Below are 26,303 nucleotides of genomic sequence, written 5' to 3' on the forward strand. Positions count from 1 at the left end.
ACCTTTAGGAGGGCATTTCAGTGATTTCAGTTAACGATTTTAAAACAGGTCTGACGGTGGAAGTTGATGGCGACATCTTTACCGTTCTCGATTTTCAGCATGTTAAACCAGGTAAAGGTGCAGCTTTCGTACGTTCGAAGCTGAAAAACCTCCGTAACGGCAACACCGTTGAGCGCACATTCCGCGCAGGTGAAACGATCGGCCGTGCCATCATCGAAAACCGCGGCGTTTCTTATCTGTATGCAAGCGGTCAAGAGCATACGTTCATGGACAACGAAACCTACGACCAGTTCACGCTGGACAGCAATCAGCTGGAGTGGGAACTGAACTTCCTCAAAGAGAACATGAACGTGAACATCGTCAGCTACCAGGGCGAAATTCTCGGGATCAACCTGCCAACCAGCGTCGAACTGAAGGTTGTTGAAACCGAGCCAGGCATTAAAGGAAATACGGCTACAGGGGCGACGAAGAACGCGAAGCTGGAAACCGGCCTGAACGTTCAAGTGCCTTTGTTCATCAATGAAGGCGATGTGCTTCTGATCGACACCCGTGAAGGTAAATATATCTCCCGCGCGTAAAGCCGGCGATAGAATGCCTTAACACCCGTCAGGGCTATGCCGATCCTCCTTTCCTTCTGAAAGGAGGATTTTTTGTATAATCCCATGAAAAAACATTAACAATCGGATGTACTTTCGTATTATACTAGTTTAAAGCGTAAAATTAGACAGTTGTCAGCATTTTGCAACATGAGATCCTGCTTTTTTCACCATGGCCAGTCTATTGGCGAAAAGGGTGCTGATCGCATATAGAAATAGGATCGGGCGGTTTTACCGGCGTGGGAAATGATTGCATAATGCCCAGTTGTACAATGAGTGGGGAGTGAATCGAAGTTGTCACTGTACGTCATGAAATTCGGAGGCAGTTCCGTCGGAGATATCGAGCGTATGCAGCGCGTGGCCCGGCGTATCGTCGAGAAACAGGACGAAGGACACCAGTGTGTGGTAGTCGTTTCCGCGATGGGGGATACGACAGATGATTTGATCGATCAGGCGATGCTGCTCAACCCAAATCCGCCTGCACGCGAGATGGATATGCTGATGACCACCGGGGAGCAGATTTCCATGTCACTTCTGTCGATGGCCATTCATCAGCTCGGCCGCAGTGCCGTTTCGCTGACAGGCTGGCAGGCGGGATTCCGGACAGAGCCGGTACACGGCAGAGCGAGAATCATGGATATTGTACCGGACCGGGTGAACGAAGCCCTGCAGCAAGGAAACATCGTGATCGTTGCCGGATTCCAGGGCATGACCGAAGAAGGGGAAATCACGACGCTCGGCCGCGGGGGATCCGATACGACGGCCGTTGCGCTGGCTGCGGCGATTAACGCCGACGTGTGCGAGATTTATACCGACGTGGATGGCATCTATTCGACGGATCCGCGAATCGTGAAGTGCGCCCGCAAGCTGGAGGAAATTTCGTATGATGAAATGCTGGAGCTGGCCAACCTTGGGGCGGCCGTTCTTCATCCGCGCGCGGTGGAGTACGCGAAGCATCACCAGGTGAAGCTCGTCGTCAGATCCAGTTTTAACTATAATGAAGGCACGGTTGTGAAGGAGGAAACCAGCATGGAGCAGGGAGTAGTGGTAAGCGGCATCGCTTATGATAAAAATGTGGCAAGAATCAGTATTTTGGGAGTGGAAGACGTTCCCGGCGTTCTTGCCACGGTGTTCGGAGCGCTCGCCGGCGCTGGTATCAACGTAGACATCATCGTACAGAGCGGCGTTCAGGACGGCAAGGCGGACTTTTCCTTTACCACCTCTCTGTCGGAAAGCGGCCAGGCACTTCAGGTCATCAAGGACTTGAGATCCACGCTTCCATACCGTGAAGTCACCTCGGAAGACAATCTGGTCAAGGTATCGATCGTAGGCGCGGGCATGATCAGCCATCCTGGCGTTGCGGCCGAAATGTTCGATGTCATTTCCAAGCAGGGCGTCAGCATCAAAATGGTCAGCACATCCGAGATTAAAACGTCCTGCGTCATCGAAGGCGGCAATCTCGAGCAGGTGGTCAGAGCGCTTCATACCGCCTATAACCTCGATACCGATGCGCAGGTGTTTGTGGGAGGCCCGCAGGACCGCCGCTAGGTTAGAACGAAAATATTCATACAAAAAAGCCGTCCCCATGGCAGGGGGCGGCTTTGTTTATTTCAGCGCGGCTTGGTTTATCCGCGGTTCGCAGCAATCGCGAACAACGGTGTCAGGATCAATTCCGACTTCGCATACGGCACGACAGGGACCGTGTCAATCCCCGTGCAGTATTCGACGTCATGTGCAAACCCCAGCTTGACCAGCTGCTTCGCCGCACATCCTTCCATTACAGTTTCAAACAGGGATCCCTTGCACTGCCGGTACGTATGCTTCATCGCCAGGCCCAGATCATTCAGCTGAAGCGGCGCGTCCGAAATGGACTCCATCGCATCGATGATCATTCCCGCGCACAGGCCATCCTCCAGCGAAAAGTCGTTGCGGCATCCCGAGCAAAGAAGGATGGCATCTTTCCCGAACGATAACAGAGCCGACGCACAGGCCGTCCCATTCATAAATGAAGCGGCAAAGATTCTGGCGGCTTTATGCGATTTGAGCAGCCCCCGGGTCCCGTTGGACGTGGTCAGCACCACCAGCTTTCCGGCAACTTCAGGGGTCATATAATCATGCGGCGAATTCCCTGCCTGAAAACCGGGGATTTTTTTATAATACCGTTCTCCACCGACAAACGTTTGGTCTCCCCGCATTTGCTGGGCTTGAGGAACCGTCTCCACGGGCATCAGCCCGGTAGCGCCTTGGGCCAGAGCCGTGATCATCGTACTGGTTGCCCGCAGCACGTCAATCACAACGGCGCTCTTCTGCACAAACTCCTCCGATCTTACTTCGTCCACATTGGCAATGACATCCACCCGCATGGATAAATCCTCCTTATGCATCTGTAAATAATACGACACCTCTTTCAGCTGCTTAGCCCTGAAGATGCCGATGGTTGAACGGTCCTCTTTTGGTTGGCCGGATGCAGGCAGTTTGTCTGCAGACAGGTCCAACCCAGGCAACTGACAAGCGGATAGGTATTTCACCAAACAATATATGCAAGCCCGGAACATTTTGTTCCAAATATAGGAGTTAATAAATAGAGGCCTTGACATGCCTCTTTTGACTATCAGCGCGGCACCTCCGTTTTTCCAAGTTATTTTCCGTAATCTTTCTTGTAAAAGACAACTAAAAAGAGAGAGTCCCGCATATCTATGAGGTTAGAAGTACAATCTCGCAAAAGGGGGTCATTTTTGTGGACAAGTTCGTGGTCAGCATGGCTACGCTCCGTTTTATCTCCGGCAGTCTGGAAATCGCCGCGGCACTGCTGATGCTGAAGCTCGCTCAGGTGGATAAGGCGCTGGCGGTCAATTCCCTGCTGGCATTCGTCGGGCCAACGGTGCTCATCCTGACGACTTCCATCGGGCTCATCGGCGTTGCCGATAAGCTTTCCTGGGGAAAGATGGCGTGGATCTTTTTCGGCGTGTCCTGTCTCTTAATCGGCATTCTCAAAAAATGATAGATTACAGTGGTCATAAATTTAAGGGCCAAGCATAGACATAAGTAAGAAAACATCTAGTAGTTTATCCATCAGAAGTTGAACAAGCTTGCAGGAGAAAGGCAGCACGGGGGTGGTCCTATTTCAAATCCAAACTGGCTGGAGTTATTTCCGGAGCCGGTCAAATCGATCCTTCACCAGCTCCCTCACCATATTCTAAGCGTCGTGGAGGAGGTACGCATCCGTGAAGGCAGGCCGCTGGAGATCAACGGCGCAGGCACACACCACTACGTTACGGGACAAAGCACGCTGACGCTGGATGCGGACAAGGCGTACAAGCCGCAGCGGGAGGTCAGCCGAAGGCTGCTCGATCTGATCAGCAACCATTCACTGTACACGATGGAGGAAGAGCTTCGCAAAGGCTTTATCACCATTCCCGGCGGACACCGCATCGGCTTGGCAGGGAGAACGGTTCTTCACGCCGGACATGTCGAGCATATCCGTGACATCAGCGGATTCAATGTGCGGATTGCCCGGGAAGTGAGAGGTGCCGCTGACGGCATTCTCCCCTTTCTGATCGATAGGCAAGGAAACCGGATTCGGCATACGCTTCTGCTCTCGGCACCGCAGCAGGGCAAAACGACCCTCCTGCGGGATTTGGCGAGACAGATCAGCAGCGGACTGCCTGGCCAGGGTAAATCCAGCTTGCCGGGGATGAAGGTGGGCATCGTCGACGAACGGTCCGAAATTGCCGGCTGCCTTAAGGGAGTGCCGAGCTTTGACGTCGGACCCCGCACCGACGTGATGGATGCCTGTCCGAAGGCGGAAGGCATGATGATGATGATCCGGTCCATGTCGCCGGATGTTCTCATGGTGGACGAGATCGGCAGGGGAGAGGACGCCGAATCGGTGACGGAGGCGCTGCATGCGGGCATTACGGTCGTCGCCACGGCGCATGCCGGCGGGATCGAAGAGCTGAAGCACCGGCCCGCACTGGCCGGGCTCGTAGAGACCGGAATGTTTGAGAGGTACGTTCTTTTAAAAAGGAAGGCACAAGGGTTAAGCTGCCGGATCCTCGACCAGCAGCACCGGCCGCTGCAGCTTCAGACGGGCAGCCAGAGAGGGGTGAACTTCCTTGCTTAAGCTTTTTGGCGCCGTACTGATCCTGCTGTCCGGCACACTGGCCGGATTCCATCAGGCCAGGCAGTTTGCCAGCCGGCCGAAGCAGATCCGGGAGCTGATCCTGGCCTTGCAGCGGCTGTCGACCGAAATCACCTATGGATTTACCCCACTTCCGGAAGCACTTCGCAAAATAGCGGATCAAATGCGGGAGCCTCTCCATACCTTTTTTCTGAATGCAGCACATGAGATGGGGCCGGCCACAGGATTGACCGCCCAGGAGAGCCTCCAGCGTTCTCTCCATGAGAACTGGAAGCGGACCTCCATGAAGGCACCTGAACGCGAGGTGCTGCATCAGCTCAGCTTCACGCTCGGGACAAGCGACCGGCAGGACCAAATCAAGCACATCCAGCTGGCCGTCGAGCAGTTGAAGCATGAAGAAGCAACAGCCAGGGACGACCAGGCCAAATACGAGAAGATCAGTAAAAGTCTCGGGCTGCTCATCGGAGCATTGATCGTTATTTTGATCTTTTAGCGAGGTGCCTAGGAATGAACTTTGAAGTGAACGCAATTTTCCAGATTGCGGGAATCGGCATCATCATTGCCATGATTCACACAGTGCTGAAGCAAATGGGAAAAGAGGATATGGCTCATTGGGTGACGGTCATTGGTTTTGTCGTGGTGCTGTTCATGGTCGTCCGGCTGCTCGATAACCTGCTGCAGGAGATCAAAACCATCTTTTTGTTCCAGTAGGGGTTGCTATCCATGGAAATTATTCAAGTGGTAGGCCTTGGGCTCCTGTCCACGATTCTGATCCTCGTCATTAAGGAGCACAAGCCGATGTTCGCTTTCGTCCTGGCCGCCGCGACCGGCGTGCTGATCTTTATGTTCCTGATCGGCAAAATCGGCATGGTCATCCAGGAGCTCCAGCGGCTGGCCGAGGCGTCGGGAGTCCAGATGATCTACCTGAAAACGATACTGAAAATTATAGGGATTGCTTATATCGCCGAGTTTGGAGCACAGCTCGTCAGAGACGCCGGGCAGGAGAGCATCGCTTCCAAAATCGAACTCGCGGGCAAGGTGCTGATCATGGTGCTTGCCATTCCCATTATCGGCATTATCATCGAAACGGTGCTTAAGCTGCTGCCAGCCTGAAGGAGAGGGGTGAAGACATGCCGGGACTGCGGAGACTGCCGGAAAAAATGCACATCGTTATCTTGTTTATCGTGTTCATGGTAGCGGGAATCACCCGGGTCTTTGCAGATTCACCCACGGATCAGCTGATTAAGAGCCAGGCGGAGAATTTGCCGAAGGATCAGGTGGAGAAGTACTGGGATTCCCTGATGAGGGAGTACGGGGGATTTTTTCCGGACCAGAAAACACCATCCTTCATGGATATGCTCCTTCCCGGCGGCAGCGGCTTCAGCCTTAAATCGGTGCTAACGGCGACAGGGACCTTTATGTGGCACGAGGTGCTGTACAACGGCAAGCTGCTCGTCACGATCGTCATCCTGAGCATCATGAGCATGATTCTGGAGACGCTCCAGGCGGCCTTTGAGAGGAAAACGGTCAGCAAAGTCGCATACGCACTATGCTATATGGTCATCATCGTGCTGGCCATCAACAGCTTCAACGTCGCCATCGGTTATGCCAAAGAGGCGATAGACCGGATGATCGACTTCATGATGGCCATGGTACCGCTGCTGTTCGCTCTGCTGGCCTCCATGGGCAATATCGTCACAGTGTCCGTTACGCATCCGCTAATCATCTTCATGATCAATACGATCGGAACGTTGATCCACGTCATGGTGTTTCCGCTGCTCTTCTTCTCGGCTGTGCTTCATCTGGTCAGCTCACTGTCGGATAAGTACAAGCTGACGCAGATGGCGAACTTGCTGCGGAATATCAGCGTCGGGCTGCTCGGGGTGCTGCTGACGATCTTTCTCGGCGTGATCTCCGTACAGGGCATCACCGGATCCATCACCGACGGGGTGACGATCCGGGCGGCCAAATACGTCTCAGGAAGCTTCATTCCGGTCGTCGGCAAAATGTTTGCCGATGCGACAGACACGGTCATCTCGGCATCGCTGCTGGTCAAAAACTCCATCGGTCTGGCAGGCGTCATCATCATTTTGTTCCTTTGCGCTTTTCCGGCCATCAAAATCTTGACGCTCGCTCTCATTTACAAAGTTTCGGCGGCCATCATGCAGCCGCTGGGAGATTCACCGATCACGACCTGCCTGGACACGATCGGCAAAAGCATGATTTACGTCTTTGCCGCCCTGGCGGCGGTCGGACTGATGTTTTTCCTGGCGATCACCATTATGCTGACGGCTGGCAACGTGACTGTCATGATGCGGTGAAGGGAGGGGGAGCCCATGGAATGGCTGGGAAACTGGCTGAAGGAAGTCATCATGGTCGTGCTGCTCGCCACCTTCGTCGATATGCTGCTGCCGAGCAGATCCATGGAACGATACGTCAAGCTGGTCCTGAGCCTGCTCGTGCTGGTCACTTTGCTGAATCCCCTGATCCGAATCGTGACCGACGCGCCGCTCGACAAGCTGAGTGCAGCGATCAGCCGGATGGACCGGCAGCCAGGCGGCGGCGGTTCCAAAACCAGCCTCGACCAGATCATGGACGAAGCCGAACAGATCAAGCATCGGCAGCAGAAACAAACGCTCCAGTGGGCGGGAGAGCAGGTGGCTTCCACGATGAAGGAACAGATCAAGCAGCAAACCGGCGAGGAACCCGCGAACGTGCAGGTTGTGCTGGGACTGCCGCAGTCTAACGAAGATCCGAACGCCGGAGCCGATCAGTCACAGCCGTACATTAGTGCGGTGACCGTTACAATGAGGGACTCGCAAGGTGATTCGGGCAGTTCGGGTGGCACCCAGGGGGAGAGCGGCATCCAGATCGAGCCGGTGAAGCCGGTTCACGTGCAGGTGACGATCGAGCCGGATGAGAAGCAGGCTGGACCGGATCAGCTGAATTCTGATCCGGGCGAGGATCAAGCACAGGAGGCCGCAGGCGCGGTGGATGACAAAAGCGCCGGCGAAGTCCGTAAGCTGCTGGCAAGCGAATGGAATATCGATCCGGAAGTGATCACGGTACGAAGCGGATCCGGGCAGGAGTCCCGGTTATGAAGGCGGAGGTGAAACGATGGGGAACTGGCTGAAGAAGCTTGAGCAATGGCTGGGGGGCGGACAGGGAGGGACGAAGCGGGTGCATACGTTCAGGTGGCTGATCATCGTCGGCTTGATCGGGGTGGCTATCGTGCTGTTCAACTCCTTTGTCAATGTGAAGAAACTCGATAACGAAAACATAGGGAGGGAGCCTCCGGCTGGGGCCGAGTCCCAGGAAACGTTCCAGAGCTCGGCAGGACAGACTTCGGACTTTGCAGCGATTGAGGAAACGGCCGAAGGCAGGATGAAGGACATTTTGGAGAAAATCGTTGGCGTAGGCACGGTGGACGTCATGGTCACGGTGGATTCCACGGAGGAAATCGTCTATCAAAGGAATGTAAAAGACTCCCAGCAGCAGTCGGAAGAAAACGACGCGAACGGCGGACAGCGCCATACGACCCAATATACCCGGGATGGGGAGATCGTCACCTACGAGCAGTCGGGAACGCAGACGCCAATCATAACGAAAAAGGTAAAACCGCAGATTCGCGGGGTGCTGATCGTAGCCAAAGGTGCAGAGAACGAAGTGGTTCGCAACTTGATTGTGGACGCGGTGGAAAAAGGCCTGAACGTACCGGACTACCGGATCTCCGTCGTTCCGCGCAAGCAGGGGTAAGCCGATTTCCCCGATATAATCCAGTTGACTTATGAGGAGGATTTAACGAATGAACAGTAAAAGACAAACGATTTGGTTGGTTTCGATGCTGAGCTTGATGGTAGTCCTGTCCGCTTATTATCTGTTTACAGAAGACTCCGGGACGTCGAAGACGCCGGTCGCCGACAGCCAGCAGGTGGACAGCAAGACCGACAAAGACGCCAAGACGACGGCTTCGGCCGGCAGCAAGGACAACGGGGTTGTCGTAGACGAAGTCGTGACATCGGGTCAGTCGGGTGACAAGACGGCGGACGCAGGCAAAGCCGACGGTTCCGCCGCGAAGGATACAGCCCAGGATCCGTCGAAGGAAGATGCGGCGAAGGATACGGCAGCTGCAGGCAGCACGGCGGATAAAGACGCCGCAGCCAAAGACACAGCCAAAGATACGGCCGCCGCTGGACAAAAGAGCGAAGCGACAACCGATAAGGCTGCGGACGGCAAAACGGCATCCACAAGTAAAACAGACGCCGGCAAGACAACCGCAAGCACGGAGAAAACGGACGATGAGATTCTGCAGGAGGTGGCTTCCCAGGCTTCGTCAGGCAGCAGCATGCTCGAATCCCTTCAATGGCAGCGGTCGCAGACGAATGCTCAAAAAACAAACGACCTGATGGCGTCAATCAATGACATGAGCAAGGACAGCGAAGCTTCGGCCAAGGCGAGCCAGGAACTGCAGGCACTTGAAAACAAAGAGACGATCATCGAAAGCATCGAGGAAGAACTGGAGCAGAAATTCTCCTTTGCGAACGCATTCGTGAAGGAAGATGATGACAAATACCAAGTGCTCGTCCTGAGCGACAAAATGGATGCCAAGCAGGCAGCGGGCATCGTTCAGCTGGTGATGAAAGAGCTGAAAGTAACCCAGGACAAAGTCAGCGTGAAGGTCGTTTCCGAGTAAAATGGCGGAAAAACAGAAATATCGTCGAAAGAGTCCGGGACAGCCCAGGACTCTTTCCATTTCTTCCGATTATGTTATAATACTTATCGTTATGTGTATGAATTGTCCGAAGCCACGGCTTCCACGCAGCTGAAGGAGTGAATTGCGAATGTTTAAATTGAACGAGATAAAAGAATTGATCAAGCTGGTCGATGAGACCTCCGTACATGAACTTGAACTTGAATCGGAAGGAGCACGCCTTTCCATCCGCAAGCCGGGCAAAACCGAAGTGGTTAGCGTCCAGGCTGCGCCTCAATTTGTACAGGCTCCTGCCGCACAGCCGGCCCCGCAATACGTACAGGCACCCGCCGACAATGCACAGGCCCCTGCAGCAGGACAGGCAGCAGCACCGGATGCGGCTTCCTCACTACATAAAATTGTCTCCCCAATGGTAGGAACGTTCTACAAAGCATCTTCTCCGGATGCCGCACCGTTTGTGAGCGTCGGTGACCGCGTTGACGAGAAAACGACGGTTTGCATAATAGAAGCGATGAAGCTTATGAATGAGCTGGAAGCCGAAGTAAAAGGCACCATCGTTGAGATTCTTGCGGAGAATGGACAACTGGTGGAATTCGGGCAGCCTCTGTTTCTGGTGAAGTCGGAGTAGGCACCGCACAATGGAGGAGGTTACTTGCATGAAATTTCAAAAAATTCTGATTGCCAACCGCGGTGAAATCGCGGTCCGGATTATCCGGGCCTGCCGCGAACTCGGCATTTCCACCGTTGCGGTTTATTCGGAGGCGGACAAGGAGGCGCTGCACGTCCGTTTGGCGGACGAGGCATACTGTATCGGTCCAACGCTTTCGAAAGACAGCTACCTGAATTTCACCAACATTATGAGCGTCGCTACGCTGACGGAGTGCGACGCCGTTCATCCGGGATACGGTTTTCTCGCCGAGAATGCCGACTTCGCGGAAATTTGTGAGTCCTGCAACATTACCTTTATCGGACCTTCGGCCGACGCCATCAACAAGATGGGCGACAAGGCGGTGGCGAAGCAGACGATGAAGAGCGCCGGCGTACCGGTCATTCCGGGTTCCGACGGGCTGGTTGAGGATCTGGATGAGGCTGTGATGATCGGCCGGGACATCGGATACCCATTGATCATCAAGGCGACGGCCGGCGGCGGCGGAAAAGGCATCCGTATCGCTGAGGACGAACAGGCGCTGATTAAGCAGATCACGGCGGCACAGCAGGAAGCCCAAAAGGCGTTCGGCAATGCCGGCGTTTATCTGGAAAAGTATTTGACAGGCATGAAGCATGTTGAGATTCAAGTGATTGCTGACAACCATGGCAACGTCGTTCACCTGGGCGAACGCGACTGCTCGGTGCAGCGCCGCCGTCAGAAACTGATCGAGGAAGCGCCTTGTCCGGTGCTGTCTCCCGACATTCGTCAGCGGATGGGTGAAGCAGCTGTACGCGCCGCCCTTGCCGTTAACTACTCCGGTGCGGGCACGCTGGAATTTCTGCTCGGCAACGACGGCCAGTTCTACTTTATGGAAATGAACACCCGCATCCAGGTGGAGCATCCGGTTACGGAAATGGTCACAAACGTGGATTTGATCCAAGAAATGATTTCGGTCGCTGAAGGGCATCCGTTGTCGTTTACACAGGAAGACATTCAGATTAACGGCTGGTCGATCGAATGCCGTGTCAACGCGGAAGATCCGGACCGCAACTTTATGCCGGCTCCGGGCAAAATCCAATTTTACCTGCCTCCGGGCGGTCCCGGTGTACGGGTGGACAGTGCGGCCTATCCGGGCTACAGCATTCCTCCGTTCTACGATTCCATGATCGCGAAGCTGATCGTATGGGCACCGACGCGTCAGGAGGCGATCGCTAAGATGAAGCGTGCGCTGTCCGAATTTGTGATCGAAGGCGTCCACACCACCATTCCGTTCCATCAGAAGCTGATGGAGCATCCGGTGTTCAACCGCGGCGATTTTGACATTAAGTTTTTGGAGGAGAACGAAATCTGACGCCTGCTTCGGATTGTTTGTCATAAAGTTCCCCAAATGGTATAGTATGAATGATTAGGGGCAATCCTGCTTTCGTCTGAAGCGGTTTTATATATTATCCGAAAGGTGTGTTGATTCAGGGATGAGCACATTACCGAGTGAATTTGAACGTACGGACATCGGTGAAATTCAAATAGCACCTGAAGTGATCGAAGTCATTGCGGGTCTTGCGACGGTGGAAGTGAAGGGCGTCGCCGGCATGAGCGGCGGATTTGCCGGAGGCATCGCCGAGCTGCTCGGCCGCAAAAATTTGTCCAAAGGTGTGAAGGTGGAAGTCGGCCAGCGCGAAGCCGCTGTGGACGTCTCGGTCATTATCGAGTACGGAAACCGCCTGCCGGAAGTGGCGACGGAAATCCAGCGCAATGTCAAACGCTCCATCGAAATGATGACAGGCCTTACGGTCATTGAAGTTAATGTGCATATCCATGATGTTTACTTCAAGAACGCCGAAAGAGTCGAAGACGTTGATTACAGTCAGCGTGTAAAATAAAGGATTCAATTGGTCATCATAACCCCCGACACCCGAAATGTCGAGGGTTTACTCTAATTTAAGGAGGCTGTGCTGTTCGTGGCTAAGATACTGGACAGACTTCTGCTGTTTATTTACAGCTTGAGTATCGGAGTAATATGTGTATTTGCCATCCTCCTCATGAGTGATTTGGTTCCGTCTCCGGATGAACTGCTGAACACAGCCGAGCTTCAGCTAACGGTCATCGTGGCGGCGGTGATCCTCTTTTTACTCAGTATCCGCTTCTTCTATATTTCGATTCGCCCGGACAGATCGCATGTCCACTCCATTGATCAGAGGACCGAATTCGGCGACATCCAGATCTCGGTGGAGACGATTGAGAATCTGTGCCTCAAGGCGGCTTCGCGGGTGCGGGGCGTCAAAGACCTGAAGGCCAGGATCCATGTGACGGAGGCGGGTCTTGAAATCATGATTCGTGCCGTCGTTGATGGCGATGTGTCTATCCCGGCCACGACCTCCGACGTCCAGAAGCAGGTTCATGATCACCTTCAGGATACGACAGGCATTCCGGTCTCTAACGTGGCGGTATATATAGCGAATGTGGCCCATGCGCCAGTGATCAAGAGTAGAGTGGAATAGAGGTGAATTCTCCGAGTGATCTGGAAAGAAATTTGGGAGAGTCACAAAGGGCGGATTACCGGCATTGCCGGCGGTATTTTTTTCGGTTTTATTTATTTGTTTGCGGGTTTTTGGGATATGTTGTTCTTTGCATTGGTAGTGTTCATAGGATATTCTGCCGGCAAAAGGAAGGATCTGCGGATGGATTCCTTTTTCCGCTGGCGGGAAATGGGTCAGTGGCTCTCCGAGCGCTGGCGCCCGTTCAAATGAACCCGTGATATGCCTTTCTCCGGAAAAAGAGCTGCAGCTTCTTGAAGCCCATATTCTGGAGATTGACATGCTCACGGTTTTTTTGTGCAAATCACGATGTTTTTATTCCCGCGGTGACCCATAATAAGGACAAGAGGAAATTTCAAGGTTCTAGGAGGAACATGATGAAAAGACGTTTAGCCAGGGAGCTGGTCGTTCAGTGCCTGTATCAGATGGAAATGAACGAAGCAACAAGCGAAGAAGCGCTGGAAATGCTGCTGGAGGATGCCGCCGAAGAAAATGATACCGAGCGGACGATCACCGATGAAGCGGAACTGAAGGAATATGTGCTGGGGCTCGTAAACGGCATTTGGGGCAGTAAAAAAGCGGTGGACGATCTGCTGGAGAATTATTTGAAAGGCTGGCAAATGAGCCGCCTCTCCAAGGTGGACCGCCAAATCCTCCGCCTCGCCGCCTATGAAATGCTGTATCGCGACGACGTGCCGGCCAAGGTTGCCGTCAATGAGGCGATCGAGCTTGCCAAGCATTTCGGAACCGAGGATTCAGGCAAGTTTGTCAACGGAGTCCTGGGGAACATGATCCGCGAGCTCGATCAATTGAAGTCATAGTCTTGCATATGGACGCTAACCGTCCGCTTTGCCAATTTAAAACATAGGGGAGAGAGCGACATGACAGCATCTATTATCAATGGAAAACAGGTTTCTGAGGATATCCGGACCGGAATCGCCGCCGAAGTCAAGGAGCTGGCCGCTAAAGGCGTCACTCCGGGACTTGCCGTCGTGCTGGTAGGAGAGGATCCGGCTTCCCAGGTATATGTGAGAAACAAGGAAAAAGCGTGCCACGATCTTGGATACTATTCGGAGGTTCACCGGCTTCCGGCCTCGACGACTCAGGAGGATTTGCTTGCATTGGTGGACAAGCTGAACAAGCAGGACACCATCGACGGCATCCTTGTCCAGCTGCCGCTTCCCGGACATATTGACGAGAAGGCCGTCATTAACGCGATCGCGGTAGACAAAGACGTTGACGGATTCCATCCGGTAAACGTCGGCAACCTGGTCATCGGGGACGACAGCCTTCTTCCATGCACGCCGGCAGGCGTCATCGAGCTGATCAAGCGTGCGGGCGTAGAACTGGCCGGTAAGCATGCAGTCGTCATCGGCCGCAGCAATATCGTCGGCAAGCCGGTTTCGCTGCTGCTTCAGCGGGAGAACGCGACGGTGACGATGTGCCACTCCCGGACGATCGGGATGGCGGACATTGCGCGTCAGGCCGACATCCTGGTCGTTGCGATCGGTCGGGCCAATTTCATTGATGCGAGCTTCGTCAAACCGGGTGCCGTTGTCATCGACGTGGGCATGAACCGGCTGGAGACCGGCAAGCTGGCCGGAGACGTGGATTTCGAAAGCGTCAAGGAAGTGTCGGGCCCGATTACGCCGGTACCTGGAGGCGTAGGTCCGATGACGATTACGATGCTGATGCAGAACACCCTGATCGCGGCCAAACGCCACCACGGATTGGCATAACGGAGCTGATGCCATGGAGCCGCAGCGTATTTTTTCAATCAAGGATTTGAACCGTTATATCCGGATGAAGATGGACTCGGACAGTCTGCTGTCCGACGTCTGGATTCGTGGGGAAATATCGAATTTTACCCACCATTCCAGCGGGCATATGTATTTCACGCTCAAGGATGAGGGAAGCCGGATCAAAGCGATCATGTTTGCCTCCCACAACCAGCGGCTGCCGTTTCGCCCCAAAGAGGGCTCAAGGGTCATCGCAAGAGGGAACGTTACGGTATACGAGCGGGACGGACAGTACCAGTTTTATGCCACCCAAATGCAGCCCGACGGGATCGGCAGCCTGTATTTGGCTTATGAGCAGCTTAAGGAAAAGCTGGAGAAAGAAGGGCTGTTTGCTTCAGACCGCAAGCGGCCGATTCCGGAATTTCCGGAGACGATCGGCGTCATCACTTCGCCGACCGGTGCGGCCGTACGCGATATTATGACGACGCTGGAGCGGCGTTACCCGCGGGCGCGGATCATTCTCGCTCCCGTCTTGGTCCAAGGGAAGGGAGCCGCTCCCTCGATCGTCAAGGCCATTCGCACGATGAACGAGCTGGATGAAGCGGATGTATTGATCGTCGGCCGCGGCGGCGGCTCACTGGAGGAGCTGTGGGCCTTTAACGAAGAAATGGTCGCGCGGGCGATCCGCGCCTCGCAAATACCGGTCATTTCGGCCGTCGGGCACGAAACGGACTTCACCATCGCGGATTTCGCCGCAGACCTGAGAGCGGCGACTCCGACCGCGGCCGCGGAGCTGGCCGTGCCGCATGCAGGCGAGCTGAAGGCGCGGCTGCAGCAGCGGGAACGGCTCTTGCTGCAGCTGCTTCAGCAGCGGGTGAAGCGCAGCCGCCAGCAGCTGGCGTCCCTGCAGCGCTCGCCCGTGCTGCTGCATCCGCGGCGCTACATGCTGCAGCATGCCGAGCGCCTGGACATGCTGCGCCAGCGCCTGAGCGGCAATCTGCGTTCCCGGGTTCAGCTGAACCGGGAAAAGAGAAGCCGCATGTACCATGCACTGATGCGGTACAATCCACAGGAGCAGCTGACAGGAGCCCGGAGCCGCAACGACGCGGCGCGCCGGCAGCTTCTTCAGTCGATGCAGAACATATTGAAAGACAAGAAATCCCAGCTTACTTCCGGCGTGCGCCATTTGGACGCCCTCAGTCCGCTGAAGGTCATGGCCCGCGGCTACAGCCTCGTTTATGACGAGCAGGAGAAGCGTTTAATTAAATCGATTCATGAGGTACAGCCTGGCGACGTGGTTCATATCAAAGTGAACGACGGCCAGTTATCCTGCCAGGTATGGGAACTGAAGGAGGATGGACAGGATCATGGGGAATGAAAAAGAGCTCAGCTTTGAGGACGCGATGATTCAGCTCGAGGATATCGTCGGAGAACTGGAGCACGGCGACGTTCCGCTCGAAAAGGCGATCGAGCTGTTCCAGCAGGGAATGAAGCTGTCCCAGCTGTGCGGGCAGAAGCTCGACCAGGTGGAACGGAAAATCGAGATAATCGTCGAAGAGGATGGAGAGCTTCGCAAGAAGCCGTTCGGCGGCGGACAGCTCGATCAGAGCGGCGGTGAAGTTTTTGAGTGACCGGGTTTCGTTCCAGGAATACATGCAGCAGATTTCCGAGAAAGTAACCGCCTCATTAGAGGACAGCCTGCCGTATCATTGGCAGGTTCCTTCATCTTTAAAGGAATCCATGACGTATTCCTTGATGGCCGGAGGGAAGCGGCTCCGTCCGCTGCTGGTCATTGCCGCCTGCGAAGCGCTCGGAGGCAACGGGGAGGCTGCCCTTGATGCGGCATGTGCCGTTGAAATGGTGCATACCTATTCGCTTATTCATGATGATTTGCCAGCTATGGATAATGATGACTACCGCCGGGGCAAACTGACCAATCATAAAGTATACGGCGAAGCTACCGCTATTCTGGCCGGAGACGCCCTGCTTACGCATGCCTTTTATACCATTGCCCAAATCTCGGTGAAACATGGCATTGATGCGGCCCCGGTTCTGGCCATCGTAAAGGACCTCGCGGAGATGGCCGGTCCAAGAGGGATGGTCGGCGGACAGGCGGCCGATATGGAAGGGGAGCAGGGACTCACGGATCTGGAACATCTTCAGTATATCCACCAGCACAAGACGGGTGATCTGATCGTCTTCTCGCTCCTGGCCGGCGGACGGATTGCCGGAGGTTCGGAGCGCGAGTTGGAAGCACTGCGTACGTTTGGCAGCCGACTGGGGCTCGCTTTTCAAATTCAGGACGATATCCTTGATCTGGTTGGAGACGAGGCAAAATTGGGTAAGAAGACACAGAGCGACATCAAGCAGGAGAAGGTGACATATCCTTATTTTATCGGTCTTGAGGCTTCGCAGCAGCAGGTCGAGTCATTGACCCGTGAAGCCAAAACGGCTGTCTTGAACGCCGGTTTTCAGGATCGGGAGCGCCTGCTGGAAATCGCGGATTATTTAATGCACAGAGACCATTAGAGCATGATGCTTTATGTATGATGGGCATTTTATGATATAATGGCGAAAAGAATCTAATCATGGAAGAATATTATGGATAACCATATCACTAATTACGAAGGAAAGCGGGGAGATTGCCGTGCTGCTTCCACAAATTAACGAGCCAGGACAATTGAAATCACTATCGGTTGACGAGCTCACTTCTCTGGCGGCCGAAATCCGTCAATTTCTGATTGAGAAGCTGTCGGTCACCGGGGGGCATCTCGCATCAAATCTGGGAGTGGTGGAACTCACGCTGGCCCTGCACTATTGCTACAACAGCCCGCGCGATAAATTTATTTTCGATGTAGGACATCAGGCCTACGTTCACAAGATGCTGACGGGCCGGATGGATCAGTTTGATACGCTGCGGAAATACAAGGGGATGTGCGGCTTTGTCAAACGCAGAGAAAGCGAGCATGACGTCTGGGAAGCCGGGCACAGCAGCACCTCTCTGTCCGCGGCGATCGGCATGGCCGTGGCCCGGGACTTAAAAGGGGAAAACAACAAAGTCATCGCCATGATCGGGGACGGTGCGCTCACCGGCGGCATGGCTTTCGAAGCCTTGAACCATATCGGACATGAACAGAAGGACCTGATGGTCATTCTGAACGACAACGAAATGTCGATTGCGCCGAACGTCGGCGCCATGCATAACTATTTGAGCAAAATCCGCTCGGACCGCCATTATTTGCGTGCAAAAGACGAGCTTGAGATGATGCTGAAGAAAATCCCGGCGATCGGCGGCATGCTGGCGAAGACCGGATCCAGGCTGAAGGAAAGCCTCAAATACATGATGGTTCCCGGCGTGCTGTTCGAAGAGCTGGGCTTAACCTATCTCGGACCGGTGGACGGCCATGATATCCACAAGCTGATCGAAACGTTCAAGCAGGCCGACAACGTGCGCGGACCGGTATTCGTGCATGTGCTCACCACCAAAGGCAAAGGATATAAACCCGCAGAAGCGGATTCATATAAATGGCACGGAATTACACCGTACAAAATCGAATCTGGCCAAGTGCTCAAATCGGTTGGAAATCCGATGTACACCGACGTATTCGGCAAGACGCTGATCGAATTGGGAGAACAGGATCCCCGCATCATCGCCGTCACGCCTGCAATGCCCAAAGGTTCCGGGCTCATTCCGTTCAGCGAACGGTTCCCGGACCGTATGATCGACGTCGGCATTGCGGAGCAGCATGCGGCGACGATGTGCGCTGCGTTGGCGATGGAGGGCATGAAGCCGGTGTTCGCCGTGTATTCCACCTTCATGCAGCGTGCGTATGACCAGATCGTTCACGATATTTGCCGGCACAATGCCAACGTCATGTTCGCCATCGACCGTGCAGGTTTCGTAGGGGATGACGGGGAGACGCATCAGGGCGTGTTCGACATCGCGTTTATGCGCCACATTCCGAACATGGTCATGATGATGCCAAAGGATGAAAACGAGCTGAGACATATGATGAAAACCGCCCTGGAGTATAACGACGGACCGATTGCTTACCGCTACCCGCGGATCAACGGTCTGGGGGTTCATATGGACGAAGAGCTTGTGCCGATTCCGATCGGCAAATGGGAAACCGTCCGTGAAGGCGAAGGATATGCCGTCTTAGCCTGCGGCCCGATGGTTCAGGTTGCGCTTGAGGCAGCAGACCAGCTGAAACGGGAGGGAATTCATCTGCAGGTGGTCAACGCCCGGTTTATGAAGCCGCTGGATGAAGAAATGCTGCTGGAGCTTGCCGAGAGCCGCACGAATATGGTGGTGCTTGAAGAAGCGAGCGAAGCGGGCAGCTTGGGCAGCGCCGTACTAGAGTTTTATGCTTCGAAACATATATTTGACACGAAAGTGTCCTTGATGGGTGTGCCCGACCGCTTTATCGAGCATGGCAGCGTGAAGGAGCAGCGGGAGGAGACCGGTCTAACGGCAGCAGGCGTGGTTGGCGAAATCAAGAAACTGATGTCCCTGCATCCGTTCGAGATCGGCAAAACCCAGTTCCCTTCCTAATGGACGCCGAAATCGCCGTGCAGTCAGGAGATAACGATGAATTTGCCTAAAGAACGAATCGATGTCCTGCTCGTTGAGCAGGGCTTTTACGAGAGCCGGGAAAAAGCCAAGGCGGCGATTATGGCCGGTCTGGTCTTGGCCGCAGAAGAACGGGTCGAAAAGGCGGGAACGAAAATTCCGCGCGATACGCCGCTTAGGGTCAAGGGAGCGGTACATCCGTATGTCAGCCGCGGGGGTCTGAAGCTGGAGAAGGCGCTCCGAACCTTCAGGATCGAGCTGACCGGCAGAACGATGCTGGATATCGGGTCTTCCACCGGGGGCTTTACCGATTGCGCCCTTCAGAACGGGGCCGGCTATGTGTATGCCATTGATGTAGGATACAATCAGCTGGATTGGTCGCTGCGAAACGACGAGCGGGTATGCGTGATGGAACGGACGAACTTCCGTTACATGACGCCCGAGGATCTGAAAGGACCTGCCCCGGATTTTGCCAGCATCGATGTATCCTTCATTTCGCTGCGCATCATCCTGCCCCCGCTAATGGCGCTCCTGAACAAACCTGCCGACGTGGCTGCGCTGATTAAGCCGCAGTTTGAAGCCGGCAGGGAGAAGGTCGGAAAGTCCGGCGTTGTCCGGGAACCTGAGGTTCACCGCGAGGTGCTGATGAATGTGCTGTCTTTTGCCGCGGAGTTGGGCTTTATGCTAAGAGGACTGACGTTCTCGCCGATTACCGGAGGTGAGGGGAACATCGAATTTCTCGCTCATTGGCATGTGCCCGCGAGCTCATCGGAAGCCGCAGGACAACCAATGGCCGGAGCAGAGCTGCAGACTTTGGTTTCTGATGTAGTTGCGCAAGCACGCCATACGTTTACAGGGAACTCATCCAAGGGATGAGTTCTTTTTGTAGGGACAAAACTTCCTTATACTGAAATAAAAACTTTCGAATTAACATTGATGAGAACGTTTGTTTGGGTTATAATGAGCTTGTTTATATGCGTTTATACATTCAAAAAACGGATTTTTATACATTTAAAAAAGGGATTTTTCCGCATTTCCGCGAATACCAAGGCGAGGTGATGAGGATGGAGGGACGTGCAGACTTGCTGGTCATGGTGCTGATCGCCGTGCTCCTGATCGTTTGGATCGTTTACGGTCTGAGATCTTGGCTGTTTAACCCTCTGCCTGCCCGTGTTCCGGAAATGCCGATTAACGAACAGATACATGACCATCCCGCGGTAGATTTGCTGGAGGAGGCAGGCTATGAAGTGATCGGCGGCAAAATCAAGATCCCGCTGCTGTTTGAGGCGGACGGGGAGGAGTATCACAGTCGCCTGTTTATCGATTATGTCGTGAGGGACGATGAAGAGGTATTGTACCTTGTGAAAGTCGCCAGAAGGCGTCTGCCCCTGGAATGGACCGGATCCGGTCTGCGCGACCGTCTGCTGCCCTATTTTCTGCTGTACCCGGGCTCAGGCGGCGTGCTCTTCGTCGATGCTGACGAAGGGGAAATCCGGCGTATTCATTTTGATTGGGATGAAGAGGACTGGAATGGTTATGATGATTAAATATGAGCAACTAACATTTGGGAGGCCACTATGAAAGGACAACGCCATATTAAAATACGCGAGATTATCACCCAGCAGGAGATCGAGACCCAGGACGAGCTGGTGGAGGCTCTGCGTCAAGCGGGTTTTCAGGTGACACAGGCAACCGTGTCCAGGGACATCAAAGAACTGCTCCTGATTAAGGTGCCGATGGATGACGGCAGGTATAAATATTCACTGCCGACGGATCAGCGCTACAACCCGATTCAGAAGCTTAAACGCGCGCTTGTGGACAATTTCGTGCACATCGATTACACGAACAACCTGGTCGTCATGAAGTGCCTGCCGGGAACGGCCAATGCCGTTGCCGTCCTGCTGGATAATATGGAATGGAATGAAATCATGGGAACGATCTGCGGCGATGATACGGCGCTGATCATTTGCCGGACGAATGAGGACAGCGAACGGCTGGTCCAGATGATCAACAGCTTTATTTCATAGTACAAATCATAGATTTGCCTTAGCGGAGGTGCGCTTTTTATCATGCTTTTAACATTGAGTATCCGAAACTTGGCGGTCGTTGAATCCGTCGACGTCCATTTTCATCCCGGCTTTCACGTGCTGACCGGGGAGACCGGTGCCGGGAAATCCATCATTATCGATGCCTTGGGACTGATTGCCGGAGGAAGGGGCTCGGCTGACTTGATCCGCTACGGCTGCGACAAGGCGGAGATTGAAGCGATGTTCGAGCTGCAGGAAGGCCATCCGGTGTGGGAGGCCTTGGCCAAGATCGGTGTCGGAGGAAGCCATGAAGAGCATTTAATCATCCGCAGGGAGCTGACGTCTCAGGGAAAGAGCACGTCAAGAATCAACGGGCAGCTCGTTAATTTGACGATGCTGCGGGAAGTCGGCGAGCAGTTGGTCAACATTCATGGCCAACATGAGCATCAGAACCTTTTGCGAGCAGACAGGCATCTCAGCTTGCTGGATACTTACGGGGATACGCTCATCGGGCCCATCAAACGGGAATATCAGGAGCGCTATGCGGCGTTCTCCAAAGTGGAGAAGGAGCTGCGGGAGCTGATGGAATCCAGCCAGAAAGCTTATCAAATGCTCGACCTCTATCGTTTCCAACTGGAAGAAATTTCGGCCGCTTCATTAAAATCCGGAGAAGATGAATGGTTGGGCGAAGAAAGGGTCAAGCTATCCCATAGCGAGAAAATGATGGATGCGGTCTCGGGATCCTATGAGCTGCTGAACGGGCATCAGGGAATCAGCGTGATCAGCACGGCCATTTCCCGGCTGGAAGACGTCATGAAGTACGATGAGAAAGGTCTGAGGCCGGTACTTGAGCAGCTGCAGTCCGCCTTTTACCAGCTGGAGGACGCCGCTTTCCAGCTCCGGGATTATCGGGATCAGGTTGAGTTTAACCCTGAGCGGCTGGAAGAGGTGGAGCAGCGTTTGGATCTCATTTCCACACTCCGCCGTAAATACGGGGACAGCGTGGAGCAGATTCTGGCCTATTATGAATCAATCCTGCAGGAAACGAGCCTGCTGGAGAACAAGGATGAGCGTCTGGAGCAGCTCAAATCCCAAAGGGAAGGACTGCTGAACGGACTGATTGAATCCGCCCTAGAGCTAAGCGAAGCGAGGGAGCAGTGTGCTGCGGATCTCGCCAGACAGGTCGAGGCCGAGCTGAAGGACCTTCATATGGAACGAACGTCGCTGGAAGTCCGTCTGGAGCGGCTTGATGATCCGCGGGGGATCGAGGTCGACGGCCGGAAGATCCGGCTTACCAGACAAGGACTTGATACCGCCGAGTTTATGATATCCCCGAACCCGGGTGAGCCGCTGCGGCCGCTCAGCAAAATCGCATCAGGCGGTGAGCTGTCCCGGATGATGCTGGCGATGAAGAGCATCTTTGCCCGCCATGACCGCATTCCGGTCCTGATCTTTGATGAAGTGGACACGGGGGTCAGCGGAAGAGCGGCACAATCCATCGCCGAGAAGCTGAACAAGCTGGCTGAAACCTGCCAGGTGTTTTCGATTACCCATCTTCCACAAGTGGCCTGCATGGCGGATCATCAGTATTTAATCGAAAAGAACGTGGATGAAGGGCGTACAATGACGCGCGTGGAAGAACTGTCGACGAAGGGCAGGGTTGAGGAGCTGGCCCGGATGCTTGGCGGGGTGGAAATCACGAAAAAAACGCTCCATCATGCCCAAGAAATGCTGAAGCTGGCGGACGAGCGGAAAGCCGTCAAATCCGCACCAGAGTAATGATTGACAGTAATAAAAGCCTAGAGGCGGGGTAATCTTAAAGGTACGCAATTGGCGACCACCTTTCGTCAAGCGAAAGAAGCAAAAGGGAGCGTGACAGCCATTGAACTCCAGCCTCAGGAATAAAATGCTCGGTCTTTTCATTGCCTTCTTTCTTTGTTTTTTAGGAACAACAGAGCCGGTACAAAGCCTGGCCGCCATCCCGAATGAAATCAGGATGTTTGCGGGAACGGCACAAGCGCTCTCCATGCCGGTGACGGCGCAAGCTACCGTCGACCATCCGGGCGTTCTGCATCTCAACGGTTCTGCCGTAACTGCCAAAGTGACCCCCGGCCGTCCATTGCAGCTGACACCGCAGCACAGCGGAATGGCGAAAGTAACCTTGAAATTATTCGGTACCATCCCTTTTAAAACCGTTCAGATTCACGTCGTTCCCGGACTCAAGGTCATACCGGGTGGACAAACCATCGGGGTCAAGGTGAAATCGGCGGGCATATTGGTCGTCGGGCATCATCTGGTCAGCGTGGATGCAGATACAAAGGTGTCCCCTGGTGAGAATGCCGGCATCCAGCTGGGTGATTTAATGACCCATATGAACGGGATCCCGATGGACGACGTCGCAAAAGTTGCCAAAGTAGTCGAAGAGGCAGGCAAAAGCAAGCGACCGGTCGAAATCAAATTCAAACGCGGAAACAAAGAGATGAGCACGAAGCTGTCCCCTGCATATGATCTGGAAGACAGGGTGTGGCGATTAGGACTGTATATTCGTGACTCAGCCGCAGGCGTCGGAACATTAACCTTCTATGCTCCCGATCAAGGCGTTTACGGGGCACTGGGACATGTCATAACGGATATGAACACGCAAACGCCGATTTCCGTCGGCAGCGGTGAAATTTTGCAGTCCAGTGTAACTTCGATATCCAAGAGCCAAGATGGCGAACCTGGTGAGAAGAGGGCGCATTTTCTCAAGGAAAGTAAAATTCTCGGTAATATTGAGCGCAACACCCATTTCGGAATCTTCGGCAAGATGAATCAAAATCCGGAGCACAGCTTGTATAAAGAAGGCATCCCGGTAGCATTCGCTCAAGAGGTTAAAGAAGGTCCGGCCGAAATTTTGACTGTGGTGGATGGACAGCAGGTCGAACGGTTCAAGGTCAATATTGTACACGTGGCGAAGCAGGAATCGCCGGCCACCAAAGGGCTGGTTATCCGGATTACCGATCAGCGGCTGCTGGAGAAGACTGGCGGGATCGTCCAAGGGATGAGCGGAAGCCCCATTGTGCAGGACGGCAAATTGGTAGGCGCCGTTACCCACGTGTTTGTTAACGATCCACGCTCAGGTTACGGTTGCTTCATCGAGTGGATGCTTCAGGATTCCGGAGTTCTCCCTCAATCGGAAAGTACTCAAAAAAGTCTTAAGGCCGTGTAGCCTTAAGACTTTTTGTCGTTTCAACGCGAAAAAGTTGGAATAATGGATAAAAATATTAATTATAATTCAATGTGGTAAAAAAATAAACAAAAATAATTTTCGACAGAAGGAATTTAATGCTGGGTGTCGAAAACTTATCTCTGCAGAAAAATAAGGGAATACGATTCTAAGGAGGAAGCAGCCAGTGCAAAAAATAGAGGTATTGTTGGCGGATGACAACCGGGAATTCACGAATTTGCTTGCGGAATATATTACCGAGCAAGACGATATGATGGTAACGGGAATCGCCTATAATGGCGAGGAAGTGCTAAATATGATCAGTGAATCGAGAAAAATACCGGACGTACTGATTTTGGACATTATTATGCCGCATCTGGACGGATTGGGCGTTCTCGAAAGACTACGCGAGATGAATCTGTCCCCACAGCCTAAAATCATTATGCTGACTGCTTTCGGCCAGGAGAACATCACCCAAAGAGCGGTACAACTCGGTGCTTCTTACTACATTCTTAAGCCGTTTGACATGGAGGTTCTAGCCAGCCGTATTCGTCAGCTCGTGGGACAGCAGCATATCACGACAGGCAGTATGACGGTATCGACGACCAAATCCAATGTGGTTCCGATGGCGAAAGGGAAAAACCTTGACGCCAATATTACGTCCATCATTCATGAGATCGGCGTTCCGGCCCATATCAAAGGTTACCAATATTTGCGCGAAGCGATCACGATGGTGTACAACAACATCGAAATCCTCGGTGCCATTACCAAAACGCTGTATCCGGCGATCGCCGAAAAATTCAAAACGACGCCATCACGGGTCGAGCGGGCGATCCGTCATGCGATTGAAGTGGCTTGGACGCGCGGCAACATCGATTCCATCAGCCATCTGTTCGGTTACACCATCAACATCAGCAAATCGAAGCCGACCAACAGCGAATTTATCGCGATGGTGGCCGACAAGCTGCGCATTGAGCATAAGGTGTCGTGAAAGGAATAGCATGACCCTAAAGAATACGCCATACTATGACGATGATCATAGTATGGCGTTTTTTTTATATAAGGAAGATCCATCTTACCGTAAAAGTACCCCTACTTACTGATCTCATAAAAAAAGGGTAATAATACATAGATTGGACCAAGTTTTGCATTTTTCTTGAAGTCATTCGATTTAGTTACAAAGTTTTATCTGGATATCAAGCCTGATTAAATTTACACTTGAAATATTATCAGAAATTGGAAAACTTGCTGGGCGAATACGGGAAGGAGTTTAACATTGAAAGCTAAAGGATGGATCATTGCCACCGCAGCTGCGATGGTGTTGTCGGCAACGTCAATTATGGTCATGGCAAAACCGGACCCCATCAAAGTGATGCACAACGGAACCGAGTGGGTGACGGAAGCCTCACCCGTTCACATAGATGATGAGGTGATGATACCCTTGCCAACCTTCGGGAAGCTTTTTGGCAAACAAGTCACTTATGACAGCCAGGCCAATACGGTTCATATTGATGATAAGAAACAGGTATCCTTTGCACAGTCCGACGATCAGACGATACAAATCAGCGGAGATGCCAGCGAATCAGGAACCTATGAAAATTTGACACTGAAAACTCAGACTTTCAGCCGTCATATCCCGGGGTACAATGTGAACAATCCGGGATATGCTCCGATCATCGAAAGGGCCGATCTAACGGGTGACGGCAAAAAGGATATCGTTATCATTTTAACAACAGGATATGGAACCGGGGTATATACATCCAATCCACTCGTGTATGCCGAAACAGCGGATCCCATACCTGTTGAGGATGCCTATACGGCGTTTTTAAAGCAGTTCGGCAGTCAAGTGACGGACAAGCAAATCGAGATCGATATTCGCGGCGAGCCGACGGTCATCCCCATCTCCAAACTGCAGTCCGGCCCTGTAAAGAATCCGCCGGGGATCGGGAGTATTATGACTTATACCCTGGAGGGGAATACCCTGAAAGCGACTACGGCCGTGCAGGTGTCCCCTGCTGAATTTATCGGCGATTTAACCTTAAGCTACACGTATAAAAACGGCCTTCTTCAGGCGGGTGATGCCCAGTTTGCCTTGTACCCCGAGTACGGTTCGTGATATGATAACGTA

30 protein-coding genes are annotated in these 26,303 nt (G+C 53.4%); 29 read left to right on the forward strand and 1 reads right to left on the reverse strand.

Annotated features, from left to right (window positions below):
- Window positions 1–20 precede the first annotated feature (20 nt).
- Window positions 21–578 (forward strand): elongation factor P, encoded by a 558-nt coding sequence (efp, locus tag FHS19_RS10800; RefSeq protein WP_105444627.1) that lies wholly within the window; start codon window positions 21–23, stop codon window positions 576–578.
- A 312-nt stretch (window positions 579–890) separates the two neighbouring features.
- Window positions 891–2,144, forward strand: a complete 1,254-nt coding sequence (locus FHS19_RS10805; protein WP_183581864.1) for an aspartate kinase — start codon at window positions 891–893, stop codon at window positions 2,142–2,144.
- Window positions 2,145–2,221: 77 nt separating this feature from the next.
- Here FHS19_RS10805 and FHS19_RS10810 read toward each other — a convergent pair whose 3' ends face one another.
- Window positions 2,222–2,959: a 2-phosphosulfolactate phosphatase gene (locus tag FHS19_RS10810; RefSeq protein WP_183581865.1), complete on the reverse strand. Its 738-nt coding sequence runs from the start codon at window positions 2,957–2,959 to the stop codon at window positions 2,222–2,224.
- 368 nt (window positions 2,960–3,327) lie between these two features.
- Here FHS19_RS10810 and FHS19_RS10815 point away from each other — a divergent pair, with 368 nt between their 5' ends.
- The 27 genes from FHS19_RS10815 (at window position 3,328) to FHS19_RS10945 (ending at window position 26,291) form a co-directional block, all read left to right on the forward strand.
- The gene (locus FHS19_RS10815) at window positions 3,328–3,597 is read left to right on the forward strand and encodes a YqhV family protein (protein ID WP_376771897.1); all 270 of its coding nucleotides are present in this window, start codon (window positions 3,328–3,330) and stop codon (window positions 3,595–3,597) included.
- Window positions 3,598–3,675: 78 nt separating this feature from the next.
- Entirely contained in the window at window positions 3,676–4,719 is a 1,044-nt protein-coding gene (gene spoIIIAA / locus FHS19_RS10820) for a stage III sporulation protein AA (RefSeq protein ID WP_221223899.1), read from the forward strand.
- Entirely contained in the window at window positions 4,712–5,230 is a 519-nt protein-coding gene (gene spoIIIAB, locus FHS19_RS10825; RefSeq protein ID WP_183581866.1) for a stage III sporulation protein SpoIIIAB, read from the forward strand. Before spoIIIAA ends, spoIIIAB begins: the two co-directional genes overlap by 8 nt.
- A gap of 14 nt (window positions 5,231–5,244) precedes the next feature.
- A complete protein-coding gene (spoIIIAC, locus tag FHS19_RS10830) occupies window positions 5,245–5,448 on the forward strand; it encodes a stage III sporulation protein AC (protein ID WP_076170008.1) in 204 nt (67 codons plus the stop codon).
- A gap of 12 nt (window positions 5,449–5,460) precedes the next feature.
- Complete coding sequence (spoIIIAD, locus tag FHS19_RS10835) at window positions 5,461–5,850, forward strand: stage III sporulation protein AD (protein ID WP_076170009.1); 390 nt, start codon at window positions 5,461–5,463, stop codon at window positions 5,848–5,850.
- Window positions 5,851–5,867: 17 nt separating this feature from the next.
- Entirely contained in the window at window positions 5,868–7,058 is a 1,191-nt protein-coding gene (gene spoIIIAE / locus FHS19_RS10840) for a stage III sporulation protein AE (RefSeq protein WP_183581867.1), read from the forward strand.
- Between the two features lie 15 nt (window positions 7,059–7,073).
- Entirely contained in the window at window positions 7,074–7,838 is a 765-nt protein-coding gene (gene spoIIIAF / locus FHS19_RS10845) for a stage III sporulation protein AF (RefSeq protein ID WP_183581868.1), read from the forward strand.
- Between the two features lie 16 nt (window positions 7,839–7,854).
- Window positions 7,855–8,493, forward strand: coding sequence for a stage III sporulation protein AG (gene spoIIIAG / locus FHS19_RS10850; protein ID WP_183581869.1), 639 nt, complete (start codon window positions 7,855–7,857; stop codon window positions 8,491–8,493).
- A gap of 49 nt (window positions 8,494–8,542) precedes the next feature.
- Window positions 8,543–9,430 (forward strand): SpoIIIAH-like family protein, encoded by an 888-nt coding sequence (locus FHS19_RS10855; protein ID WP_183581870.1) that lies wholly within the window; start codon window positions 8,543–8,545, stop codon window positions 9,428–9,430.
- Window positions 9,431–9,578: 148 nt separating this feature from the next.
- The gene (gene accB, locus FHS19_RS10860) at window positions 9,579–10,076 is read left to right on the forward strand and encodes an acetyl-CoA carboxylase biotin carboxyl carrier protein (RefSeq protein ID WP_183581871.1); all 498 of its coding nucleotides are present in this window, start codon (window positions 9,579–9,581) and stop codon (window positions 10,074–10,076) included.
- Between the two features lie 28 nt (window positions 10,077–10,104).
- Window positions 10,105–11,448, forward strand: a complete 1,344-nt coding sequence (gene accC, locus FHS19_RS10865; RefSeq protein WP_183581872.1) for an acetyl-CoA carboxylase biotin carboxylase subunit — start codon at window positions 10,105–10,107, stop codon at window positions 11,446–11,448.
- Between the two features lie 121 nt (window positions 11,449–11,569).
- The gene (locus FHS19_RS10870; RefSeq protein ID WP_183581873.1) at window positions 11,570–11,977 is read left to right on the forward strand and encodes an Asp23/Gls24 family envelope stress response protein; all 408 of its coding nucleotides are present in this window, start codon (window positions 11,570–11,572) and stop codon (window positions 11,975–11,977) included.
- A gap of 78 nt (window positions 11,978–12,055) precedes the next feature.
- The gene (gene amaP, locus FHS19_RS10875; protein ID WP_183581874.1) at window positions 12,056–12,595 is read left to right on the forward strand and encodes an alkaline shock response membrane anchor protein AmaP; all 540 of its coding nucleotides are present in this window, start codon (window positions 12,056–12,058) and stop codon (window positions 12,593–12,595) included.
- A 15-nt stretch (window positions 12,596–12,610) separates the two neighbouring features.
- A complete protein-coding gene (locus tag FHS19_RS10880; protein WP_076170017.1) occupies window positions 12,611–12,844 on the forward strand; it encodes a DUF2273 domain-containing protein in 234 nt (77 codons plus the stop codon).
- A gap of 164 nt (window positions 12,845–13,008) precedes the next feature.
- Window positions 13,009–13,452, forward strand: a complete 444-nt coding sequence (gene nusB / locus FHS19_RS10885; RefSeq protein WP_183582899.1) for a transcription antitermination factor NusB — start codon at window positions 13,009–13,011, stop codon at window positions 13,450–13,452.
- Between the two features lie 60 nt (window positions 13,453–13,512).
- Window positions 13,513–14,370, forward strand: coding sequence for a bifunctional methylenetetrahydrofolate dehydrogenase/methenyltetrahydrofolate cyclohydrolase FolD (gene folD / locus FHS19_RS10890; RefSeq protein WP_183581875.1), 858 nt, complete (start codon window positions 13,513–13,515; stop codon window positions 14,368–14,370).
- Between the two features lie 13 nt (window positions 14,371–14,383).
- Window positions 14,384–15,748: an exodeoxyribonuclease VII large subunit gene (gene xseA / locus FHS19_RS10895; RefSeq protein WP_183581876.1), complete on the forward strand. Its 1,365-nt coding sequence runs from the start codon at window positions 14,384–14,386 to the stop codon at window positions 15,746–15,748.
- Entirely contained in the window at window positions 15,738–16,001 is a 264-nt protein-coding gene (xseB, locus tag FHS19_RS10900; RefSeq protein WP_183581877.1) for an exodeoxyribonuclease VII small subunit, read from the forward strand. Before xseA ends, xseB begins: the two co-directional genes overlap by 11 nt.
- Complete coding sequence (locus FHS19_RS10905) at window positions 15,973–16,899, forward strand: polyprenyl synthetase family protein (protein ID WP_183582900.1); 927 nt, start codon at window positions 15,973–15,975, stop codon at window positions 16,897–16,899. The genes xseB and FHS19_RS10905 overlap by 29 nt, the downstream gene beginning before the upstream one ends.
- Window positions 16,900–17,017: 118 nt before the next feature.
- Window positions 17,018–18,925, forward strand: coding sequence for a 1-deoxy-D-xylulose-5-phosphate synthase (gene dxs, locus FHS19_RS10910; RefSeq protein WP_183581878.1), 1,908 nt, complete (start codon window positions 17,018–17,020; stop codon window positions 18,923–18,925).
- 36 nt (window positions 18,926–18,961) lie between these two features.
- Window positions 18,962–19,819: a TlyA family RNA methyltransferase gene (locus FHS19_RS10915; RefSeq protein WP_183581879.1), complete on the forward strand. Its 858-nt coding sequence runs from the start codon at window positions 18,962–18,964 to the stop codon at window positions 19,817–19,819.
- 188 nt (window positions 19,820–20,007) lie between these two features.
- Complete coding sequence (locus tag FHS19_RS10920) at window positions 20,008–20,490, forward strand: hypothetical protein (RefSeq protein WP_183581880.1); 483 nt, start codon at window positions 20,008–20,010, stop codon at window positions 20,488–20,490.
- Between the two features lie 30 nt (window positions 20,491–20,520).
- Window positions 20,521–20,970: a transcriptional regulator AhrC/ArgR gene (gene ahrC / locus FHS19_RS10925; RefSeq protein ID WP_183581881.1), complete on the forward strand. Its 450-nt coding sequence runs from the start codon at window positions 20,521–20,523 to the stop codon at window positions 20,968–20,970.
- A gap of 42 nt (window positions 20,971–21,012) precedes the next feature.
- Entirely contained in the window at window positions 21,013–22,749 is a 1,737-nt protein-coding gene (recN, locus tag FHS19_RS10930) for a DNA repair protein RecN (RefSeq protein ID WP_183581882.1), read from the forward strand.
- Between the two features lie 103 nt (window positions 22,750–22,852).
- The gene (gene spoIVB / locus FHS19_RS10935; RefSeq protein ID WP_183581883.1) at window positions 22,853–24,178 is read left to right on the forward strand and encodes a SpoIVB peptidase; all 1,326 of its coding nucleotides are present in this window, start codon (window positions 22,853–22,855) and stop codon (window positions 24,176–24,178) included.
- 184 nt (window positions 24,179–24,362) lie between these two features.
- A complete protein-coding gene (spo0A, locus tag FHS19_RS10940) occupies window positions 24,363–25,166 on the forward strand; it encodes a sporulation transcription factor Spo0A (RefSeq protein ID WP_183581884.1) in 804 nt (267 codons plus the stop codon).
- Window positions 25,167–25,451: 285 nt separating this feature from the next.
- On the forward strand, window positions 25,452–26,291 hold the full coding sequence (locus FHS19_RS10945) for a stalk domain-containing protein (protein WP_183581885.1): 840 nt from the start codon (window positions 25,452–25,454) through the stop codon (window positions 26,289–26,291).
- The last annotated feature ends 12 nt before the right edge of the window (window positions 26,292–26,303 follow it).

The organism is Paenibacillus rhizosphaerae (genome assembly GCF_014192015.1).
Taxonomy (GTDB): domain Bacteria; phylum Bacillota; class Bacilli; order Paenibacillales; family Paenibacillaceae; genus Paenibacillus_AQ; species Paenibacillus_AQ rhizosphaerae.

Bases quoted from the DNA above. Each gene is read 5' to 3' on its own strand.
- FHS19_RS10810 (WP_183581865.1), bottom strand. From the start codon at position 2,959: ATGCGGGTGGATGTCATTGCCAATGTGGACGAAGTAAGATCGGAGGAG.
- spoIIIAC (WP_076170008.1), top strand. From the start codon at position 5,245: ATGAACTTTGAAGTGAACGCAATTTTCCAGATTGCGGGAATCGGCATC.
- spoIIIAD (WP_076170009.1), top strand. From the start codon at position 5,461: ATGGAAATTATTCAAGTGGTAGGCCTTGGGCTCCTGTCCACGATTCTG.
- spoIIIAE (WP_183581867.1), top strand. From the start codon at position 5,868: ATGCCGGGACTGCGGAGACTGCCGGAAAAAATGCACATCGTTATCTTG.
- spoIIIAF (WP_183581868.1), top strand. From the start codon at position 7,074: ATGGAATGGCTGGGAAACTGGCTGAAGGAAGTCATCATGGTCGTGCTG.
- spoIIIAG (WP_183581869.1), top strand. From the start codon at position 7,855: ATGGGGAACTGGCTGAAGAAGCTTGAGCAATGGCTGGGGGGCGGACAG.
- FHS19_RS10855 (WP_183581870.1), top strand. From the start codon at position 8,543: ATGAACAGTAAAAGACAAACGATTTGGTTGGTTTCGATGCTGAGCTTG.
- accB (WP_183581871.1), top strand. From the start codon at position 9,579: ATGTTTAAATTGAACGAGATAAAAGAATTGATCAAGCTGGTCGATGAG.
- accC (WP_183581872.1), top strand. From the start codon at position 10,105: ATGAAATTTCAAAAAATTCTGATTGCCAACCGCGGTGAAATCGCGGTC.
- FHS19_RS10870 (WP_183581873.1), top strand. From the start codon at position 11,570: ATGAGCACATTACCGAGTGAATTTGAACGTACGGACATCGGTGAAATT.
- nusB (WP_183582899.1), top strand. From the start codon at position 13,009: ATGAAAAGACGTTTAGCCAGGGAGCTGGTCGTTCAGTGCCTGTATCAG.
- folD (WP_183581875.1), top strand. From the start codon at position 13,513: ATGACAGCATCTATTATCAATGGAAAACAGGTTTCTGAGGATATCCGG.
- xseA (WP_183581876.1), top strand. From the start codon at position 14,384: ATGGAGCCGCAGCGTATTTTTTCAATCAAGGATTTGAACCGTTATATC.
- xseB (WP_183581877.1), top strand. From the start codon at position 15,738: ATGGGGAATGAAAAAGAGCTCAGCTTTGAGGACGCGATGATTCAGCTC.
- FHS19_RS10915 (WP_183581879.1), top strand. From the start codon at position 18,962: ATGAATTTGCCTAAAGAACGAATCGATGTCCTGCTCGTTGAGCAGGGC.
- FHS19_RS10920 (WP_183581880.1), top strand. From the start codon at position 20,008: ATGGAGGGACGTGCAGACTTGCTGGTCATGGTGCTGATCGCCGTGCTC.
- ahrC (WP_183581881.1), top strand. From the start codon at position 20,521: ATGAAAGGACAACGCCATATTAAAATACGCGAGATTATCACCCAGCAG.
- recN (WP_183581882.1), top strand. From the start codon at position 21,013: ATGCTTTTAACATTGAGTATCCGAAACTTGGCGGTCGTTGAATCCGTC.